The organism is Winslowiella sp. 2C04 (assembly GCF_050037805.1).
Taxonomy (GTDB): domain Bacteria; phylum Pseudomonadota; class Gammaproteobacteria; order Enterobacterales; family Enterobacteriaceae; genus Erwinia; species Erwinia toletana_A.
Window position 1 is genome coordinate 4742212 of the sequence record NZ_CP188300.1, and the last position, 18945, is coordinate 4761156.

At 54.5% G+C, this 18945-nt stretch carries 18 protein-coding genes; 10 read left to right on the forward strand and 8 right to left on the reverse strand.

The genetic code is table 11. The annotated features are described in order from the left end of the window. Positions 1-104 precede the first annotated feature (104 nt). Positions 105-2054, reverse strand: a complete 1950-nt coding sequence (locus tag ACP3TC_RS21570; protein WP_426818314.1) for an autotransporter outer membrane beta-barrel domain-containing protein — start codon at positions 2052-2054, stop codon at positions 105-107. 205 nt (positions 2055-2259) lie between these two features. Between ACP3TC_RS21570 and ACP3TC_RS21575 the strand changes: the two genes are divergently transcribed. From ACP3TC_RS21575 to ACP3TC_RS21615, 9 genes are all read left to right on the forward strand, one after another. Then, complete coding sequence (locus ACP3TC_RS21575) at positions 2260-2820, forward strand: DNA-3-methyladenine glycosylase I (protein WP_313854725.1); 561 nt, start codon at positions 2260-2262, stop codon at positions 2818-2820. Between the two features lie 121 nt (positions 2821-2941). Next, positions 2942-3601 (forward strand): OmpA family lipoprotein, encoded by a 660-nt coding sequence (locus ACP3TC_RS21580; RefSeq protein WP_313854724.1) that lies wholly within the window; start codon positions 2942-2944, stop codon positions 3599-3601. A gap of 105 nt (positions 3602-3706) precedes the next feature. Continuing rightward, positions 3707-4729 (forward strand): LacI family DNA-binding transcriptional regulator, encoded by a 1023-nt coding sequence (locus ACP3TC_RS21585; protein WP_313854723.1) that lies wholly within the window; start codon positions 3707-3709, stop codon positions 4727-4729. A 177-nt stretch (positions 4730-4906) separates the two neighbouring features. Further along, positions 4907-5656: a sugar phosphate isomerase/epimerase family protein gene (locus tag ACP3TC_RS21590; RefSeq protein WP_313854722.1), complete on the forward strand. Its 750-nt coding sequence runs from the start codon at positions 4907-4909 to the stop codon at positions 5654-5656. A 5-nt stretch (positions 5657-5661) separates the two neighbouring features. Next, positions 5662-6615, forward strand: a complete 954-nt coding sequence (locus ACP3TC_RS21595; RefSeq protein ID WP_426817239.1) for a sugar kinase — start codon at positions 5662-5664, stop codon at positions 6613-6615. A gap of 92 nt (positions 6616-6707) precedes the next feature. Next, positions 6708-7991, forward strand: a complete 1284-nt coding sequence (locus ACP3TC_RS21600) for an MFS transporter (protein WP_313854719.1) — start codon at positions 6708-6710, stop codon at positions 7989-7991. Between the two features lie 82 nt (positions 7992-8073). Continuing rightward, positions 8074-9048 carry a glyoxylate/hydroxypyruvate reductase GhrB gene (gene ghrB, locus ACP3TC_RS21605; RefSeq protein ID WP_426817240.1) on the forward strand — a complete coding sequence of 325 codons (975 nt, stop codon included), beginning with the start codon at positions 8074-8076 and terminating at the stop codon, positions 9046-9048. Positions 9049-9187: 139 nt separating this feature from the next. Continuing rightward, positions 9188-10441: a valine--pyruvate transaminase gene (locus tag ACP3TC_RS21610; protein ID WP_313854716.1), complete on the forward strand. Its 1254-nt coding sequence runs from the start codon at positions 9188-9190 to the stop codon at positions 10439-10441. A 22-nt stretch (positions 10442-10463) separates the two neighbouring features. Continuing rightward, positions 10464-11375, forward strand: a complete 912-nt coding sequence (locus ACP3TC_RS21615) for an EamA family transporter (RefSeq protein ID WP_313854715.1) — start codon at positions 10464-10466, stop codon at positions 11373-11375. Positions 11376-11418: 43 nt separating this feature from the next. Here ACP3TC_RS21615 and ibpA read toward each other — a convergent pair whose 3' ends face one another. After that, positions 11419-11835: a small heat shock chaperone IbpA gene (ibpA, locus tag ACP3TC_RS21620; protein ID WP_313854714.1), complete on the reverse strand. Its 417-nt coding sequence runs from the start codon at positions 11833-11835 to the stop codon at positions 11419-11421. Between the two features lie 308 nt (positions 11836-12143). Between ibpA and ACP3TC_RS21625 the strand changes: the two genes are divergently transcribed. After that, a complete protein-coding gene (locus ACP3TC_RS21625) occupies positions 12144-12500 on the forward strand; it encodes a YceK/YidQ family lipoprotein (RefSeq protein ID WP_313854713.1) in 357 nt (118 codons plus the stop codon). Here the strand turns inward: ACP3TC_RS21625 and ACP3TC_RS21630 are convergent. The 6 genes from ACP3TC_RS21630 to ACP3TC_RS21655 form a co-directional block, all read right to left on the reverse strand. Beyond that, entirely contained in the window at positions 12493-13761 is a 1269-nt protein-coding gene (locus ACP3TC_RS21630) for a DUF3748 domain-containing protein (protein ID WP_313854712.1), read from the reverse strand. The genes ACP3TC_RS21625 and ACP3TC_RS21630 overlap by 8 nt on opposite strands. Positions 13762-13811: 50 nt before the next feature. Further along, positions 13812-14744 carry a 2-hydroxyacid dehydrogenase gene (locus ACP3TC_RS21635; protein ID WP_426817241.1) on the reverse strand — a complete coding sequence of 311 codons (933 nt, stop codon included), beginning with the start codon at positions 14742-14744 and terminating at the stop codon, positions 13812-13814. After that, on the reverse strand, positions 14741-16051 hold the full coding sequence (locus ACP3TC_RS21640) for an MFS transporter (protein WP_426817242.1): 1311 nt from the start codon (positions 16049-16051) through the stop codon (positions 14741-14743). The genes ACP3TC_RS21635 and ACP3TC_RS21640 overlap by 4 nt, the downstream gene beginning before the upstream one ends. Before the next feature lie 169 nt (positions 16052-16220). Then, positions 16221-17369: a galactonate dehydratase gene (dgoD, locus tag ACP3TC_RS21645; RefSeq protein WP_313854707.1), complete on the reverse strand. Its 1149-nt coding sequence runs from the start codon at positions 17367-17369 to the stop codon at positions 16221-16223. After that, a complete protein-coding gene (locus ACP3TC_RS21650; protein WP_426817243.1) occupies positions 17366-17983 on the reverse strand; it encodes a 2-dehydro-3-deoxy-6-phosphogalactonate aldolase in 618 nt (205 codons plus the stop codon). Before ACP3TC_RS21650 ends, dgoD begins: the two co-directional genes overlap by 4 nt. Beyond that, positions 17967-18848, reverse strand: coding sequence for a 2-dehydro-3-deoxygalactonokinase (locus ACP3TC_RS21655; RefSeq protein ID WP_426817244.1), 882 nt, complete (start codon positions 18846-18848; stop codon positions 17967-17969). Before ACP3TC_RS21655 ends, ACP3TC_RS21650 begins: the two co-directional genes overlap by 17 nt. Positions 18849-18945 lie beyond the last annotated feature (97 nt).

An 18945-nucleotide genomic window follows, 5' to 3' on the forward strand; every position in this document is an offset into this window, starting at 1 on the left:
AGTTATGATTAACCCGATAATTATATTATTTAACTGTATTTTAACTTCACCTTTGATGCCCTGATAGCCCGCAAAGCGGCATGGATACTGGTTTCAGAGCCAGATCAGAAGCGCGCGCTGACCCCCAGGTTATACATAAATTGCTCACCCGAACTGAGGCCCGCGCTCTGCGACAGTGAAGCAAACGCGGCGACATCTTCGCCCAGTGGCACATTGGCACCGACGCTGACATCAACCCAGTTGGTATCCTGCTGTGCCGTATCACGCGAGAACGAGATTTGGGTTGATTTCAGTCCGCCACCGGCTCGCCAGACATCGTCACCAAACTGATGGTTATAACTGACTTGCGCCCAGGGATTCACCCAGCCCATTCGCGAGTCCACTCGCCAGCCAACCGCACCAATTTGCGAATGGTAGGTCTGGTCGTTAAAGCGCATTGCAGTGCTGGAATCGCCCTGTTCGCTGTAGCCCGATACCTTGCTGTAGTCCAGTGCATATTGCAGCGTTGGTCCGGTAGTCAGCCAGCTGGCAAGCGGGAAATCCCAACCAGCGGTTATCCGCCCGCCTAATTGCTTGCCATCGGTACTGCCTTGCTCAGTGCGGCTGGCAGGGCCTAAGATTATCCGGCGGGAGATATCGTCATAGTCGGCGGTGGCAAAATGCAGATCGGCATTTATCCAACCGCCCGAGGAAAAGTCCAGCTCGCTGTAAGCTGAGACCAGCCAGCCACGCATTTTATAATCGTAGCCAGGCGTCGGTTGTTGATTATCACTGGAGCCGGAAAGCAGCACGCCCATCAGCCAGTTATCCGTCAGCTTATAGTCCACGCCAAGGGTCAGATTATGGCTGGTGGCATCGCCGTTACCTGCCGCAAGATTAGCGGCATAGTCATAACGCTGCCCGGCGTAGCCGCCAAAAACGCTTAGCGAGCCCTGCGGATTATCGCTGTGTCGCTGCTGTTGCAGATGACTGTCGAGGGTATTACGCATATCACGCGACATCGCCAGCGTGGCCTGATTTAGCGCTACCACCTGCGCCGGAGCATCCAGCACCGACTGAATATAATCACCAATTAGCCGGTGAACTGCCGGACTGGGATGCAGGCGATCGGCAAACAGATAATTCTGCTCACTGGAAAAGCCCGGCGTCGAGACGCCACAGACAGCCGCCGATACGCCGGGTGGACAGGCCATACCGGCAGTATTGCTCAGACCGTAACGTGCCGGATCGGCCAGCACTTCATTGAACAGCCCATAAACATCGACGCGCACGATATTGCCGCCGATGTTCGCCAGGTAGCGCTCTTCCTGCTGATTGTAACTGCTGGTCAACGCCGATGCCTGGCGGCTGATCTGTTGCCAGGCGGCAAGCAGTTGATCGGCTATCGCTTTTTGCAGTTCCGGCACCGAGGTGGCAGTACCGGCTGCGGCAAACAGCGCCTCGTAAATCGCCTGCTGACGCGCTGCGGTGCTGAGAGTGGTCTGGCTGTTCAGCGACTGGTAAGCGGCCGACAGCGCCGCGTCGGCGACCGGTGTCAGCCCGCTTTGAATCACGGCTTCCAGCAGTGCTGGCGTGGCACCGATATCCGGCACCGTCGGGACAATCACGGTATTCGCCCCGGCAGACAGCAGTTCCTTCACCTGGCTGGCAGCAGCAAAGGCGCTGTTGCTGACAATATCCGGCGCCTCAGCCGGATTGATCGCCGCTGCGGCCAGATCATTACCGCCAATCCAGTGAATATACAGGCCATCGGCGTCTGCACGCCCACCGTTGGCGGCCAGATAATTTTGCACCTGATCCTGAGTGTTATCCTGTGGATTCAGTGCCGGTACTGCCACCGCGCCACCGGCGGCGAAATTCGTACCGCCTTCTTTTGAGGGTTTCAGCGCCTGATTGATCTTTTCCGCCAGAATATCGTCGTAAAGCGGGTGTGTGCTGCCATCCCAGGTATAACGGCCATTATTTCCGCTATCACTCAGACTATCACCAAAGACATATAACTGATCCCAGGCGCTTGCCGCCATCGGATAGAACAAAATCCCTGTCACCATCATCGCGCCAGCGGATAAACGGCCACCTTTGCACTGTCTTTTCTGCAGCATAATAACGACTCCGAGAAAGAGCCAAATTGGCGAAGTGTTAGTATTATTAATCAGCCAGAGAGTTATCTCATTCCATTGATTAACTATTGACCGATTAAGCAGCAGTTCAAGGATAAAAACAACAAATTTTGCGCCTTTATTGATAAGGAGTTTAGTCATGCAGCGATGCGGTTGGGTCACACAAGATCCGCTTTATATTGCCTATCACGATCGGGAATGGGGCATTCCGCAAAACGACGGTAACGCGTTGTTTGAAATGATCTGTCTCGAAGGGCAACAGGCGGGTTTATCATGGATTACGGTGCTGAAAAAACGCGAGAACTACCGCCGCGCTTTTCACCAGTTCGACCCGCAAGCGGTGGCGCTGATGGGCGAAAAAGAGGTTGATGAGCTGATGCAGGACAGCGGTCTGATTCGTCATCGCGGTAAACTTTCAGCGATTATTGCAAATGCGCGTGCGCTGCTGGCAATGGAAGCCAGAGGCGAAGATTTTGCGCGTTTTATCTGGGATTTTGTCGACAACCAGCCGCAGATTAATCAGCTGAAAAGCCTCGCCGAGGTTGCGAGTAAAACCCCGGTTTCTGACGAGCTATCAAAAGCATTAAAAAAGCGCGGTTTTAAATTTGTCGGTTCGACCACCTGTTACGCATTTATGCAGGCCTGCGGGCTGGTTAACGATCATGTTATTAACTGCTTTTGCCATCCTCGTAATCTTTAGACGTCTAACTTTACACTTTAAGACTTAACCTTAGGTATTTTCCTCATAATTAAGCGGCATAATCGTGCCGCTTATAGGTGTACGTGCATTGGCACCTGTGAATTCGATTAAGGGAAAATCCATGAAAAAAAGCATTATTACTCTCGCCTTGTTACTGAGCGGCACCATCGCACTTTCCGGCTGTACCACTAACCCCTACACAGGTGAGTCGCAGGCCGGTAAATCCGGGATCGGAGCCGGACTGGGTGCCGCCTTAGGCGCGGGCGTCGGCGCACTCTCTTCGTCGAAGAAAGATCGCGGCAAAGGCGCGCTGATTGGCGCAGCAGCAGGTGCTGCTCTGGGCGGTGGTGCCGGGTACTATATGGATGTGCAGGAAGCGAAACTACGCGACCAGATGAAAGGCACTGGCGTCAGCGTCACCCGTAACGGCGACAATATTATTCTGAATATGCCAAGCAACGTCACTTTCGATTCCAGCAGCAGCTCGCTGAAACCTGCCGGGGCGAATACCCTGACCGGCGTGGCGATGGTACTGAAAGAGTATCCAAAAACCGCGGTGAATATTATCGGCTATACCGACAGTACCGGCACCCGTGCGCTGAATATGACACTGTCGCAGCAGCGTGCAGACAGCGTCGGCAGCTCGCTGATTACCCAGGGCGTTGCGGCTAACCGCATTCGCACCAGCGGATTAGGGCCGGATAACCCAATCGCCAGCAACAATACTGAGAGCGGTAAAGCGCAAAACCGCCGTGTGGAAATCACCCTCAGCCCACTGTAATTCTCTCGCCAGCAGGGGCGCGTGCTGCCCCTGCCCGACGCGCAATTAACGCCGGATAAAAAAGCTGTGCTAGTCTCGGCTGAATCTGAACGCCAAAGGAAAGCCATGAAGCGCAAAGCTGCACGAGCAACCATCAGCGATGTCGCCAACGCGGCAAACACCGGAAAAACCAGCGTTTCGCGTTATCTGAACGGCGAGCAGCATGCGCTGTCGGCCGATCTGAAACAGCGCATTGAAACGGCGATTGCCGATCTCGATTATCGCCCCAGCCAGATGGCACGCGGACTGAAACGTGGCCGCACCCGACTGATTGGCCTGATTATCGCCGATATTACCAACCCCTATTCCGTCGATGTCCTCTCCGGGATTGAGGCCGCCTGCCGCGCGCAGGGTTTTACCCTGCTGGTGTGTAACACCAATAACGAAGTTGATCAGGAGCGCCACTACCTGCAATTACTCAGCAGCTATCAGGTAGAAGGCATTGTGGTCAATGCGGTAGGCATGCGGGAAGAAGCGCTGAATATGTTGCAGCAATCTCTGCTGCCAATGGTGCTGATCGACCGTAAAATTCCTGATTTTGCCTGTGATGTGGTTGGGCTTAATAATGCCGAAGCCGCTACCGCGGCCACCGAACATCTGCTGGCTAACGGTTATCAGGCGATTTTATTCGTCAGCGAACCTCTCGGGCTGGTCAATACGCGTCTTGAGCGCTTACAGGCGTTTAAAACGACTGCGCAGCAACATCCACAGGCGATCGCTGAGCAAGCCGAAGTGGCGCTCAGTCAGGGCGCGAAGCTCGACGCTATCCTGCAGGATTTTTATCAACGTCATCAGTCTCATCGCTGCGCATTACTGGTAGCGAATGGGGCGTTGACCCTGCAAGTCGCACGTTCATTACGCCGCCTCGATTTACACTGGGGCAAAGATATCGGCCTGCTTGGCTTTGATGAGCTGGAGTGGGCAGAACTGGCGGGCGTCGGCATCACCACCTTAAAACAGCCGACCTGGCAGCTCGGTTATACCGCGCTGGAACAGGTTATTCGCCGTATCGAAGGCAGCGAAGAGCCGATCGGCGAGCAGATGTTTTCCGCTGAACTGGTGGTTCGCGGTTCATCCCAGCCGATATAATGCGCAGGGGGAGGTCACTTCCCCCTGACGTTTCACCCGCCTTAATTCAGACAATACCCTGCTAATAATTGCTCACATCGTGAGCGCGATCATAATTTCACACTCTGGTACTTTGCTTTGGAACCGGTTCCATTTAACGTTTTTATAACGTCGAGGCGACGGGGCCGGAGAATAAAGATGAAGAGAGAAGTGATTGTCGTGACCGCTGCGTATGGTCATCAACGAGTTGAAGCCTTAGGGGGCCAGCGAGCGCTGCTGCCGATTATTGCTGAAGCCGGAGCGGATGGCGTTGAGATTCGCCGTGAATTGCTGAGCAATAGCGAACTGCAACAGCTAAGCGAACTGGGAACCGCGATTGCGCAGCATCAGCTGATCGCCTTCTACTCTGTGCCAGAAGCACTGTTTATGGCGGATGGCACGCTCAATCCGGCGCTGGATCAGCGTGTAGCTGAAGCAAAACAGTTGAATGCCCAGTTGCTTAAGTTCTCCTTAGGCCATTACACGCCCGGTTTTGACTGCAACGCACTGCATCAGCAGCTGGCGGCCTATTCGCTGCACGTGGTGGTAGAAAACGATCAAACCGACTGCGGCAAGCAGCAGGCGCTGGAACAGTTTTTCGCTGACTGTGCCGAGGCGCGTATGCCAAACAGCATGACGTTTGATATGGGCAACTGGCTGTGGGTGGGCGATAACCCGCGCGCAGCGGCCGACAGTTTGGGGCGTTTTGTCAGCTACATTCATGTTAAGGCGGCCACGCCCCATCGCAACTCTTTCCGCGCCATTGCACTCGACGACGCCGATAACCTCTGGCGTGAGCTGCTTAAGCTGCTGCCTGCCGCCGCTCCGCGCGGCATCGAATTTCCGTTAGAAGGTGACGACCTGGTGGCCGTTACACGCCATTACGTCAACCTGCTGCGAGAGGAGTAACCCTGATGACAACTAACAGCAATGGCATGCTGGATGCAGTAACCATCGGTGAAGCGATGGCGATGTTTGTCGCGCGCGAAACTGGCGATCTGGCCGCCGCAGAGAGCTTTATCAAGCGTATCGCCGGCGCCGAGCTGAATGTGGCGATCGGCCTGTCACGACTGGGGCTGAAAGTCGGCTGGGTCAGCCGCGTCGGTGACGACTCCTTTGGCCGCTTTACCTGTCAGCAGCTGGAGAAAGAGCAGGTCGATCATCGTCAGGTCACGGTAGATAAGCGCTATCCCACCGGTTTTCAACTGAAATCAAAAGTCGATGATGGCTCCGATCCGCTGGTGGAATATTTCCGCAAAGGTTCGGCTGCCAGCCATCTTTCGATTGAAGACTTCAACCGCGACTATTTTGGCGCGGCACGCCATTTACATTTGAGTGGTGTCTCAGCCGCGATCTCTGACAGCTCGCTGGAACTGTCGAAATATGCGGCGAAAGAGATGCGTTCGTTGGGGAAAACTATCTCTTTTGATCCGAATCTGCGTCCGGTGCTGTGGTCGAGCGAACAGGAGATGATCCGGCAGCTGAACCATCTGGCAGAGTATGCCGACTGGGTACTGCCCGGCGAGAAAGAGGGCAAAATCCTGACCGGTTACAGCCAGCCAGAAGCGATTGCTGACTTTTACCTCGATAAGGGCGTGAAAGCGGTAATTATCAAAACCGGCTGCGACGGCGCCTGGTACAAAACCGCACAGGGCGAGAAAGGCCAGGTGGAAGCGATCAGAGTAGAAAACGTGGTGGATACCGTTGGCGCAGGCGATGGCTTTGCGGTTGGCGTAATCAGCGCGTTACTGGAAGGTAAGTCGCTGCCGCAGGCGATTAAACGCGGCAACAAAATCGGCTCACTGGCGATTCAGGTGATTGGCGACAGCGAAGGGCTACCGACGCGCGCTGAACTCGGCGACTTTTAGTCGTCGGCTGAACCACAAGTCCCTGCTACAAAATAAAATCGCATCGATCCCCAGTGGACCAGAATGCGGCCACCTCAACAGAGGATTAGATTATGAAAAAGCATACGATCGCGCCTAAACGCTGGTGGTACATCATGCCCATCGTGTTTATCACCTACAGTCTGGCGTATCTGGACCGGGCGAACTTCAGTTTCGCCTCAGCAGCCGGGATTAATGAAGATTTAGGCATTACCAAAGGCATGTCATCGTTACTGGGCGCGCTGTTCTTCCTCGGCTATTTCTTCTTCCAGATCCCCGGCGCGATTTATGCTGAACGCCGCAGCGTGAAAAAGCTGATTTTCTGGTGTCTGATCCTGTGGGGGGGCTGTGCGTCACTGACCGGCATCGTCAGTAATATTCCGATGCTGGCCGCCATTCGTTTTATTCTCGGCGTGGTGGAAGCGGCGGTGATGCCCGCCATGCTGATTTATATCAGTAACTGGTTTACCAAATCGGAGCGCTCGCGCGCCAATACCTTCCTGATCCTCGGCAATCCGGTGACGGTGCTGTGGATGTCGGTAGTATCCGGTTATCTGATCGAATCCTACGGCTGGCGCGAGATGTTTATCATCGAGGGCTTCCCGGCGGTAATTTGGGCCATCGCCTGGTGGTTTTTGGTGCAGGACAAACCGGCGCAGGCAAAATGGCTGAGCGAGGACGAAAAAGCCGCGCTGCAAGCTGAGCTGAAAAGAGAGCAGGAGAGCATTAAAGCGGTACCCAACTACCGTGAAGCGTTTAAATCGCGCAATGTCATCCTGCTGTGCATGCAGTATTTCGCCTGGAGCATTGGGGTTTATGGTTTCGTGCTGTGGCTGCCATCAATACTGCGCAACGGCACACAAATGGGTATGGTAGAAGCTGGCTGGCTTTCTGCGGTGCCTTATCTGGCCGCTACCATTGCGATGATTATCGTTTCATGGGCATCGGATAAATTACAGAACCGCAAATTGTTTGTCTGGCCGCTGCTGTTAATTGGTGCGCTGGCCTTTTTAGGTTCCTATCTGGTTGGCCCGGGTAATTTCTGGATGTCTTATGCGCTACTGGTGGTTGCCGGAGCGGCAATGTATGCACCTTATGGCCCGTTCTTCGCCATCATTCCTGAAATGCTGCCGCGCAATGTTTCCGGCGGGGCAATGGCGCTGATCAACAGCATGGGCGCACTCGGTTCGTTTACCGGCTCATGGTTTGTCGGCTATCTCAACGGTGCTACCGGTAGCCCGTCGGCATCCTATATTTTTATGGGTGCGGCATTACTGGTTGCGGTCTGGCTGACGCTGATCGTTAAACCCGCCGACAACAAGCAGCAGCCGATGGGTCAGGGCGCAAAATCCGCCTGAAAATGGCCAGGTCGTTAACATAATCCTGGGCGACATGCGTGTCGCCCTCAGCGCATTAAATTGCTTTAACAGGGAGAAACGCATGAAGCCTTCAGTGGTGTTGTATAAATCCTTACCTGACGATTTACGCCAGCGTCTTGATGAACACTTTACCGTAACCGAAATCGATGGCCTGACCGCAGAGAACCTGGAGAAGCACGCCGCAGCGTTCGCATCGGCTGAGGGTATTCTCGGTTCGGGCGGCAAAGTGGATGGCACCTTTCTGGCCAAAGCGCCAAAACTGCGCGTCGCCTCGACCGTTTCCGTCGGTTATGACAACTTTGACGTCGACGCGCTGAATCAGCGTGGCGTGCTGCTGATGCACACGCCGACCGTGCTGACGGAAACCGTCGCTGATACCATGATGGCGCTGGTGCTCTCTTCGGCGCGGCGGGTGGTAGAAGTGGCCGAACGCGTGAAGGCCGGTGAATGGCAAAGCAGTATCGGTGCGGACTGGTTCGGCATCGATGTTCATCATAAAAAACTGGGTATTCTTGGCATGGGCCGCATCGGTCTGGCGCTGGCGCAGCGTGCGCATCTCGGCTTTAGCATGCCAATTTTATATAACGCGCGTAAGCATCATGAAGAAGCTGAACAGCGTTTCGACGCGCAGTATTGCGATCTCGACACCCTGCTGAAAGAGTCCGATTTTTTGTGCATCAGCCTGCCACTGACCGAGCAAACCCATCATCTGATTGGTCGCGAGCAGCTGGCAAAAATGAAGAGCAGCGCAGTTTTAATTAATGCCGGACGCGGTCCGGTGGTCGACGAGCAGGCGCTGATTGACGCGCTGAAAGACGGCACCCTTCACGCCGCCGGTCTGGACGTGTTCGAGCAGGAACCGTTACCGGTTGATTCGCCGCTGCTGACGCTGCCGAATGTCGTGGCACTGCCGCATATTGGTTCCGCTACCCATGAAACGCGCTACGGAATGGCAAAGGATGCGGTTGATAACCTGATTGCCGCGCTGAGCGGTAAAGTTGAGAAAAACTGCGTTAACCCGCAATTGCTGAAATAACCCCCAGATTCCGGGAGCTGAAAACGGCTCCCGGAACCTGTTTCGGCCGCCTCGTTTTATATTTGTGATAGCCATTGCACCCCCTTTCCTCTGGCGTTATGGTGACTCACCTTTTGCGCTAACAAATGATTTACACGCTATGACCTTTTCCGTTTTTGGTGACAAATTTACCCGCCACTCAGGCATCACCCGCCTGATGGAAGACATGGGCGAAGGCTTACGCACCCCCGGTACAGTGATGCTGGGCGGCGGTAATCCGGCCCAGATTCCGGCGATGAATGACTATTTTCAGCAGTTGTTGCAGCAGATGCATGATGAAGGCAAGCTGACTGATGCACTGTGTAACTATGATGGACCACGCGGCAAAACCGTGCTGCTGGATGCGCTGGCAGAGATGCTGCGCGAACATCTTGGCTGGCAAATTTCGCCGAAAAATATTGCCTTAACTAACGGCAGTCAGAGCGCGTTCTTCTATCTGTTTAATCTTTATGCCGGGCGTCGCGCCGACGGCAGCAAGAAGCGCGTGCTGTTTCCGCTGGCGCCGGAATATCTCGGTTATGCCGACGCCGGGCTGGATGAGGATCTGTTTGTTTCCGCCAAGCCGAATATTGAGCTACTGCCGGAAGGCCAGTTTAAATATCACGTCGACTTCGAGCATTTAACGATCACCGAGGATACCGGGTTAATCTGCGTTTCACGCCCAACCAACCCGACCGGCAATGTGATTACCGATGAAGAGCTGATGAAGCTCGACGTACTGGCGCAACAGCATGATATCCCGCTGCTGATCGACAATGCCTACGGCGTTCCCTTCCCGGGCATTATTTTCAGCGATGTGCGCCCGCTGTGGAATCCCAACATTATTCTGTGCATGAGCCTGTCCAAGCTCGGCCTGCCGGGTTCACGCTGCGGCATTATTATTGGCGACGAAAAAGTGATTTCGGCGATCGGTAATATGAACGGCATCATCAGCCTGGCACCAGGCAGTATTGGCCCGGCGATAGCCAATGAAATGATCAAGCGCGGCGATCTGCTGCGGCTCTCGAACGACGTCATTAAGCCGTTCTATCAGCAGCGCGTAACTGAGACGATTGCCGTCATTCGCCGCTATTTATCAGCAGATCGCTGCCTGATTCACAAACCAGAAGGCGCTATTTTCCTTTGGCTGTGGTTTAAAGATCTGCCGATTACCACCGAAGTGCTCTATCAGCGCCTGAAGCAGCGCGGCGTATTGATGGTACCGGGCCACTTCTTCTTCCCGGGGCTGGAGCACGAATGGCCGCATACTCATCAGTGCATGCGCATGAACTACGTGCCGGACAGCGAGACTATCGAGAAAGGCATTAAAATTCTCGCCGAAGAGATCGATCGCGCCCACGCTGAAGGGGTGTAAACGCTTAAAGAAGGATAACGCTATGTCGGTCAAAGATATGCTGCTGGCTCTCTGCGTAGTAATCGCCTGGGGAGTGAATTTTGTGGTGATTAAAGTCGGTCTCCACGATATGCCGCCATTTCTTCTGGCCGGCTTGCGCTTTGCACTGGTGGCTTTTCCGGCAATCCTTTTTATCAAACCGCCGAAAGTCCCGCTCAGATGGCTGTTGGCTTATGGTATGACCATCAGTTTTGGTCAGTTCGCGTTTCTTTTCCTGGCAATCAAGCTGGGAATGCCAGCCGGTATCGCTTCACTGGTGATTCAGGCTCAGGCCTTTTTCACCATTCTGCTCGGCGCAGTGTTGCTGTCTGAAAAGCTGAAGTGGAACCATATTGCCGGCATTCTGCTGGCTTCGGCCGGTATGCTGGTGCTGGCAGAGGCCGGGATGGCGAATCAGAGCGGCGGTATCACTGTTGTCACTCTGCTGCTGACACTGGCAGCGGCGCTGTCTTGGGCGCTGGGCAATATCACCAATAAGGTGATTATGCGTAATAGTCAGGTGCCGGTGATGTCGCTGGTGGTCTGGAGCGCGCTGATTCCCGTGGGGCCTTTTCTGGCCTGTTCCTGGCTGTATGACGGTTCGTCAGCGATGATTTCCAGCCTGATAAACATTAACTCAACAACCATTATGGCGCTGATTTACCTGGCGTTTATCGCCACTATTGTCGGCTATGCCATCTGGGGGAGTTTGCTGAAGCGTTATGAAACCTGGCGGGTTGCGCCGCTGGCATTACTGGTGCCGGTGGTAGGTATTATTAGTGCGGCTTTACTGCTGGATGAAAGCTTGTCACTGATGCAGATGGTCGGCGCGGGGATAATTATCGCCGGACTGTTACTCAATATGTTTGGCGGAATGCTGATGCCATCGCGCAATGTGCGGCAGCACCAGCAATAATTCAGCAGCCAGACGGGTGCTGGCTGCTGTAACAACGTCGCAATTAGCTAAGAATATCGATACGGCGTGGCTTCATGGCTTCAGGAACCACACGCTCCAGTTCGATATACAGCAGGCCATTTTCTAAACGTGCATCACGGACGTGCACGTGCTCGGCCAGCTGGAATTTACGCTCGAAGTTACGCTCGGCGATGCCCTGATAGAGATACTGGCGCTCAGTTTGCTCATCAGCATGCGCACCGCGAATAATCAGCAGATTGTCGTGGGAAGTGATATCCAGTTCGCTCTGAGCGAATCCTGCCACGGCAATGGTAATCCGGTAGTGATTTTCATCCACCAGCTCGACGTTATACGGAGGATAGCCGCCGTTGCTCTGGCCCTGATTGGATTCCAGCAGGTTAATCAGACGATCGAAACCAATAGCAGAACGGTAAAGTGGAGAGAGATCAAAGTTACGCATAGTAATAGCTCCTGAAATTCAGCGAGTGAGATAAACAACCTTCCCCAATGGACAGGCTGTCAGCCATCAATGCAGTACCCTGTCGGCGTACTCTTTTGTGACCGTGATTTAAAAATGGTGACATTTATGTCGCTTTCAAGTGTGGGGCCAGCAATTTTTTTAACCATCCCACGGTAAATGACATACACTCATTTGAGACATCGCTGAGAATCGGGTAAGAGTTACCACAGAGTAACCGGGAAGTTTCCCTGCTCGTCGGCGAGTAAACTCAGGCAGGCACTGTGACCATGGCTGAAGGGATATTCAAGATGAAAGCAATTAAGCGTTACCATTTAGCCGGTCTGTTCGCTTGCTGTTCTCTGGCAAGTACTACCGGCTGTTCCAGTGTAATGTCACATACCGGCGCCAGCCAGGGTTACTACCCAGGCACGCGCGCCAGTGCTGCTATTATTGCCGATGACCAGACCAGCTGGGCGCTTAAACCCCTGGCGGTGATCGACCTGCCGTTTTCCGCCGTTATGGATACGCTGCTGTTGCCGTGGGACTACGCCCGCTCTGATGATAATAAAGCGGAAGACTCACCGCGCGAACGTGTACTGCAAAGCGAAAAGCTGTCACAAACTCATGACAGCATGGTAGAAAGCGCTCCACTGGCCGCTAATTGATCGCGGCCGTAAAGATTTGACGGTAGCCATTGATATCGCGCACATAGGCCACCTGCTGGCCGTCCGGGGATATCACCACCGCATCTCCGCACGGCGCGCTGTCACTGCGTGCCGTTAATCTCTGCATCTTCCCGCTGACTACCTCACATAACATCACGCTGTTATCGCAAATAAACGCCAGCGCGTTACCCTGTGGGTGCCAGCTAAACGCTGACTGAATATCGCTGGCGCTGCGGGTAATCTGTTGCGGAGCGCCGCCATTCGGCGAGACCGTCCACAGCTGGACAATACCGCGGTCGTCTTTCATCAGAAAGGCAATGGCGCTGCCATCCGGCGAGGCGCGCAGCCAGTGGCGCGGCTGGCTGACAACGCCGGGATAGCGCCGCTCGGCGCTAAACGTCAGGCGACGCTGATGCACACCTCGCGGCGGAGCCGGTAAGCGCGTTTCACTACCTTCCAACGGCCAGTCGCCCGCCTGCGCGTAATCCTGCATTTTTTCCGGTAAATCGACAATAAACACCTCCGCCAGCGTGTCGCCCTGGCTGCTCAGCGTATCGCCAATAAATGCCAGCGCCCAGCGCTGCTGGCTACCGTCCGGCTTGCGATAGCCCTGATTGCCGATCCATCCCTCTTCATAAGCACGGTTGATCTCATCGCTGCCGGGAATCGGTTTTGCACTGGTCTGACTTACCAGCACACAGAAATGGCTGCCGTCATATTCCCGTGGATGCTGTTTAACCGGGCAGACCGCATGCAGCGGCACCGCCACGCCAACGTTACGTAAATCTTCTCTGGCATCCCACTCATGCATCACATGATCGTTATAGGTGAAACTCAGACGCGACCCGTCAGGGCTGAACACATGCACATGCGAGCCGCCGCGCAATGCGCCTGGGGTAAAAGGTGCGGTGATATCACAGGCATCGAGGTTTTCCGCCTGGCCGTGCTGAATGATCACGCCGCGACGATGGTGAAAATCATACTGCCAGTGGCTGTCGGGATGTTCCGGCCCGTGAATACAGACGTAGCGGGCAGGCAGATCAGGGCTGGCGGTTATCACGCCCACGTGCGCGCCCTGAGTGGCCTGATACAGCACTTCAGTTGCACCGGTGGCGCAGTTAACGCGTTCAACCGTCAGGCTGGTAAAGGACGCGCCGGACGGGCGCAGATCGTATACCAGCCACTGACTGTCGGCGGTCCAGACATTGATATTAGTGAGCTGATGGTTCCGGTCATCAAAAGTAAGCTGTTTTTCCGTCATCTGTTTTACCCTTCACGGTGATTCTGTTAAGGGTAAAACATTCGCTGCCATTAGGGTATCGGCGTCACCAGCGAATGACCGGCAAAAAACGCCTGCACGTTATCCAGAACCAGTTGCGACATCGCTTTCCGCGTCGACCAGGTGGCACTGGCCATATGCGGCGTAATCACCACATTGGCACGATTTTGCAGTGCATCCGGCACCCGCGGCTCATCATCAAACACATCCAGCCCGGCGGCACCGAGAGTACCGGCGTCCAGCGCGGCGATCAGTGCTTGCTGATCAACCACGCTACCGCGTGAAATATTGATTAACGTTCCCTGTTCACCCAGCGCATCGAGCACCGCCCGATTAATCAGATGGCGGGTATTGGCTCCGCCTGGGGTGCAGACCAGTAAATAATCACTCTGCTGTGCCAGCGTCAGTAAATCCGGCTGATAGTGCCACGGCGCGCCATCAAGCGGGCTACGGTTGCAGTAAGCAATCGACATATCAAATCCCCCGGCGCGTTTTGCCACCGCCATCCCAATGCGCCCGAGACCGACAATACCCAGCCGCGAACCCGATACTTTGCGCGTCCACGGATAGCCGCCCTGCGCCCAGCTTCCCTGCTGAATAAACTGCTGGGCCGCAACAATTTGCCTTGAGGTCGCCAGCATCAGCCCCATCGCCAGGTCTGCGACATCATCGGTCAGCACTCCCGGGGTGTGGGTTACCGCCACCTGATGCTCGCGCGCAGCGGCCACGTCCACGCCGTCATAGCCGACGCCAAATACCGCAATCAGCGCCAGGTTGGGCAGCGCAGCGATTAACTCACGGGTCACCCTGGCTTCGCCGTTGGTCAGCAGCAGCTGAAATTCTGCGGCGACGGCGGAAAAATCGGCTGGCGTCAGAGTTTGATAATCGATCAGCTGATAGCGCTGTTGCAGTTCTGCGATTAACGGCGCGGGTAGCGCCGCCTGTAATAAGATTTTCTGTTTCATTTTGATACCTGAGAGAGTGTATTCGCCGCAGAATTACCCGTCGGTCGCGACACCACAATGCCGATAATGCCGCCAATAATCAGCGCCAGTGCGACGATTAACAGACCGTAGTGATAGCTGTCGGTCAGATCCTTAATTTTTCCAAGTATCGGCGGCAGGCCGAGGCCGACAAAGTTGGCGACCGTGTTGATAAAAGCAATCGAAGCGGCAGCGGCAACGCCAGCCAGTTTTTCCGTGGTAACCGCCCAGAAGATTGGCGTCAGCGCAAAGTTAAAGCCGACGGTTAAGATCAGCAGCAGATAAGAGAGCAGCAGGCTGCCGGACCAGATGGCGATTGCCAGCGACAGACCGGAAAAGATCAGCGGTAATCCAAGATGCCATGAACGTTCGCCGGTTTTATCCGAGTGGCGTCCGTTTAAATACATAAATAAGCAGGCACAGACAAACGGCACCGCAGAAAGCAGACTGATAACAAAATTACTTTGTTCAGCGGCCATGCTTTTTATAATTAACGGCATAAATAGGGTAATACCAATCGAGCCAAATGCCTGCAGGAACCACACCAGGCTTAACAGCAGTACAGTTTTATTTTTCAGCGCGCTCAGCCAGGAGTGATTGGCTCCGATCTCTACGCCCACATTGTCCTGTTGCAGGCGCTGCTGCAACCAGCTTTTCTGCTGCGGATTCAGCCAGCTGGCATGCGCCGGAGAGTCCGGTAAGCGCCGTAATACCAGCACGCCCAGCACCAGCGCCGGAACACCTTCGATAGCAAACAGCCAGCGCCAGCCAGCGATATCAGCAATGCCGTGCATATTGAGAAGCGCACCGGAAATCGGCAAACCGATAATGGATGCGGCGACCGATCCCATATAGAAAAATGACATGGCGCGGGCGCGGTTGCTTTTCGGGAACCAGCAGGAGATGTAGTAAATGATGCCGGGGGTGAAACCGGCTTCCGCCATGCCGAGCAAAAAGCGCATCACATACAGCTGGTTAGCCGACTGAACAAAGGCCATGCCGGTACTGACGATGCCCCAGGTAATCATAATACGGGCAATCCAGATACGCGCGCCGACGCGGGTCATAATAATATTGCTCGGCAGTTCGAAAATAATATACGAGATATAGAACATGCCTACGCCCAGCCCGTACATACTGGCGGACAAGCCTAAATCGGCATTCATCTGTAATGCAGCGATCGAAATATTGGTTTTATCCAGGTTGGCGACAAAATAACAAATAACGATAAAAGGTATTATTTTGGCATTGAGTTGTTTTAGCGTTGAGGAGTACAGGTCGGTGTTCATAATAACAACCTCTTTTATTCACGTATCGTTAGCGGGGCAGCAGTAAGCCGCCCGCAATTTACGCCAGGTTTATTTGCCACGGGTTCTTTTCGTCAATCTTCAGGCTGCGGCCAGGCTGGCTGCAACGCGAATTATTTATGAACTATAAGAATTCTTGTTATCTGAGGGATTACCATTCTGCGACTGAACCATCGGCATAGCGCCACAGTGGATTGCGCCAGTCTGTCGCCTGCTGGCTGCGCTCAATTACCAGTTGCTCGTCAATTTCCACACCCAGCCCCGGTTTATTCAGCGGAGCAAAGTGACCATTATTCATGCTGAAATCCTGTTTGTTCACCACATAATCCAGCAGTTCTGCACCTTTGTTGTAATGAATCCCCATGCTTTGCTCCTGGAATACCGCATTGCGCGAGACGAAATCCACATGCAGACAGGCAGCCAACGCCAGCGGGCCGAGCGGACAGTGCGGTGCCAGCGCCACATCATAAGCTTCCGCCATGCTGGCAATTTTCACACACTCAGTGATGCCACCGGCATGTGACAGATCGGGTTGCAGAATCGCCAGGCCACCGGCATCCAGTACGCGTTTAAATTCAAAGCGGGAGTACATCCGCTCACCAGCAGCAATCGGCAGATGAGTTTGCGCCGCAAGGCGGGGATAGTATTCCGCCTGTTCCGCCAGTACCGGCTCCTCAATAAACAGCGGGCGATACGGCTCCAGCTCTTTGATCAGCACCTTCGCCATCGGCGCATGCACCCGACCGTGAAAATCGAGGCCAAACTCAATTTGATGACCAAAAGCTTCACGAATTTGGGCCACGGTATTGACCGCCGCATCGATTTTGCGCGAGTTATCAATGATGCCAAGCTCTTCGCAGCCATTGAGTTTAAAAGTATCGAACCCGATCGCGCGCAGTTTGCTGATGCCTTCAATCACTTCTGCCGGTCGATCGCCGCCTACCCAGCTGTAGGCCTTAATATTGTCGCGAACCAGACCACCCAGTAGCTGATAAACCGGCACGCCCAGCGCTTTTCCTTTGATATCCCATAATGCCTGGTCGATACCGGCAATCGCACTCATCAGAATCGCACCGCCGCGATAAAACCCGCCGCGATACATCACCTGCCACAGATCATTGATGCGTGCCGGGTCCTGACCGATCAGATAATCAGAAAACTCATGCACCGCTGCTTCAACGCTGCGCGCACGCCCTTCAATCACCGGTTCGCCCCAGCCCACAATGCCCTCATCGGTTTCAATTTTCAGGAACATCCAGCGCGGGGGCAGACGATAGGTGGTCAGTTTGGTTATTTTCATCGTACAGCTTCCTTATAAGCGTCTACAAAAGCCAGTGCTTTAGCGGCAGTCACCGCAACTGGCTGGCCTGCCCGATACAGATCGCTACCCAGACCTGCGCCGATACAACCCGCAGCCAGAAAATCCTTCAGGTTTTGCGGCGTAACGCCGCCGACGGCAAACACCGGTATCGCTGGCGGCAGTACCGCTTTCAGCGCTTTGATGTAATCCGGCCCAAATGCTGATGATGGAAAAATTTTCAGCGCCTGAGCACCCGCGTGGATCGCGCTAAACGCTTCAGAAGCGGTGGCGCAACCGGCAGCAATCGTCATGCCTTTTTCTGCTGCGCGGCGGATTACCGCCGGATCGGTGTTAGGTGTTACCACCAGCTGGCTGCCTATATCACTCAGTATCTCGACCTGTTCGGGCGTCAGCACTGTGCCAGCACCGATCAGCGCCTGATGACCATAGCGCTGTACCACCTGGGCAATACTGCGCTGCCACTGCGGTGAATTCAGTGGGATTTCAATCGCATCAAAACCGGCGGCAATCAGTGCGCTGACGTGCGCCTCAGCCTCTTCCGGCTCGATATCCCGCAGAATGGCGATTAACGGCAGCTTAGTCGGCCAGTTCATCGGCAATACTCCTTATTCCATGCAGGAAGGCCACATCACCCTCCAGTAATTGCGCCGGAATACCGGCAAATATCATCGCCTGCTGATAACGTTCTGCCAGCGAGCCGTCAGCGATCAGCGTCAGCGGTGAATGACTGTCGGGGGCGAATTGCTGCTGCATCAGCGCCACTTCATGACCAATCAATAAACCGGAAAGGAATTCGCTGGTTGATTCAGCGGGACGGGAGCCCAGAATATGTGCGGCGCGCACTTCAAACAGCCGTGAGAGAATACTGCGGTCGTTACAACCGGTTTCCAGCCCGTCACGAAATGCAGCGGCATCCGGCTGCTGTGGCGGCAGGCCCGCGCCCAGCAGGGAGTGTTGCAGCAGAAGATGATGCAGTTCGCCGGTCATTACGCTGCGAAAATCGCGCACGCTATCGCCTTCAGTCTGCACCCATTTGGCATGGGTACCGGGCAGCACATAGGTTGTCGACGGCGCCAGGCTGAATGCGCCCAGCAGCTGCGTCTCTTCACCTCGCATAATATTGTGATTATCGCGACGTTCGATGCTTAATCCCGGCACAATCCACGCTTTTCCTTGAACACTACTCAGATTTGATGCCAGCTGAGTCAGCGCAACCGGACAAGGCAGATAGGGAACCGACTGCCAGCCGGCGTTACTTCCCACCATTCCAGCCATCACCACCGGCAACTGCTCAACCGGCCAGCCCGCGGTAATGCTGGCAAACACCTCAGCCGGACTGCGACCAGCCAGCCGGGTGACGCCGGCCTCAGACCGTCGCTGATCAATGCATTTGCCCTGCTGATAATGCCAGGCACGCAGATTGGTTGAGCCCCAGTCGATAGCGATATAGCTGGTCACATCATGTCCTTAATCTTCATTGCGGGATGATGCGACCATTGTAGTACTACAAATATATATTGTACTACAATCGAGATCACAAAACGGACAGTTCGCT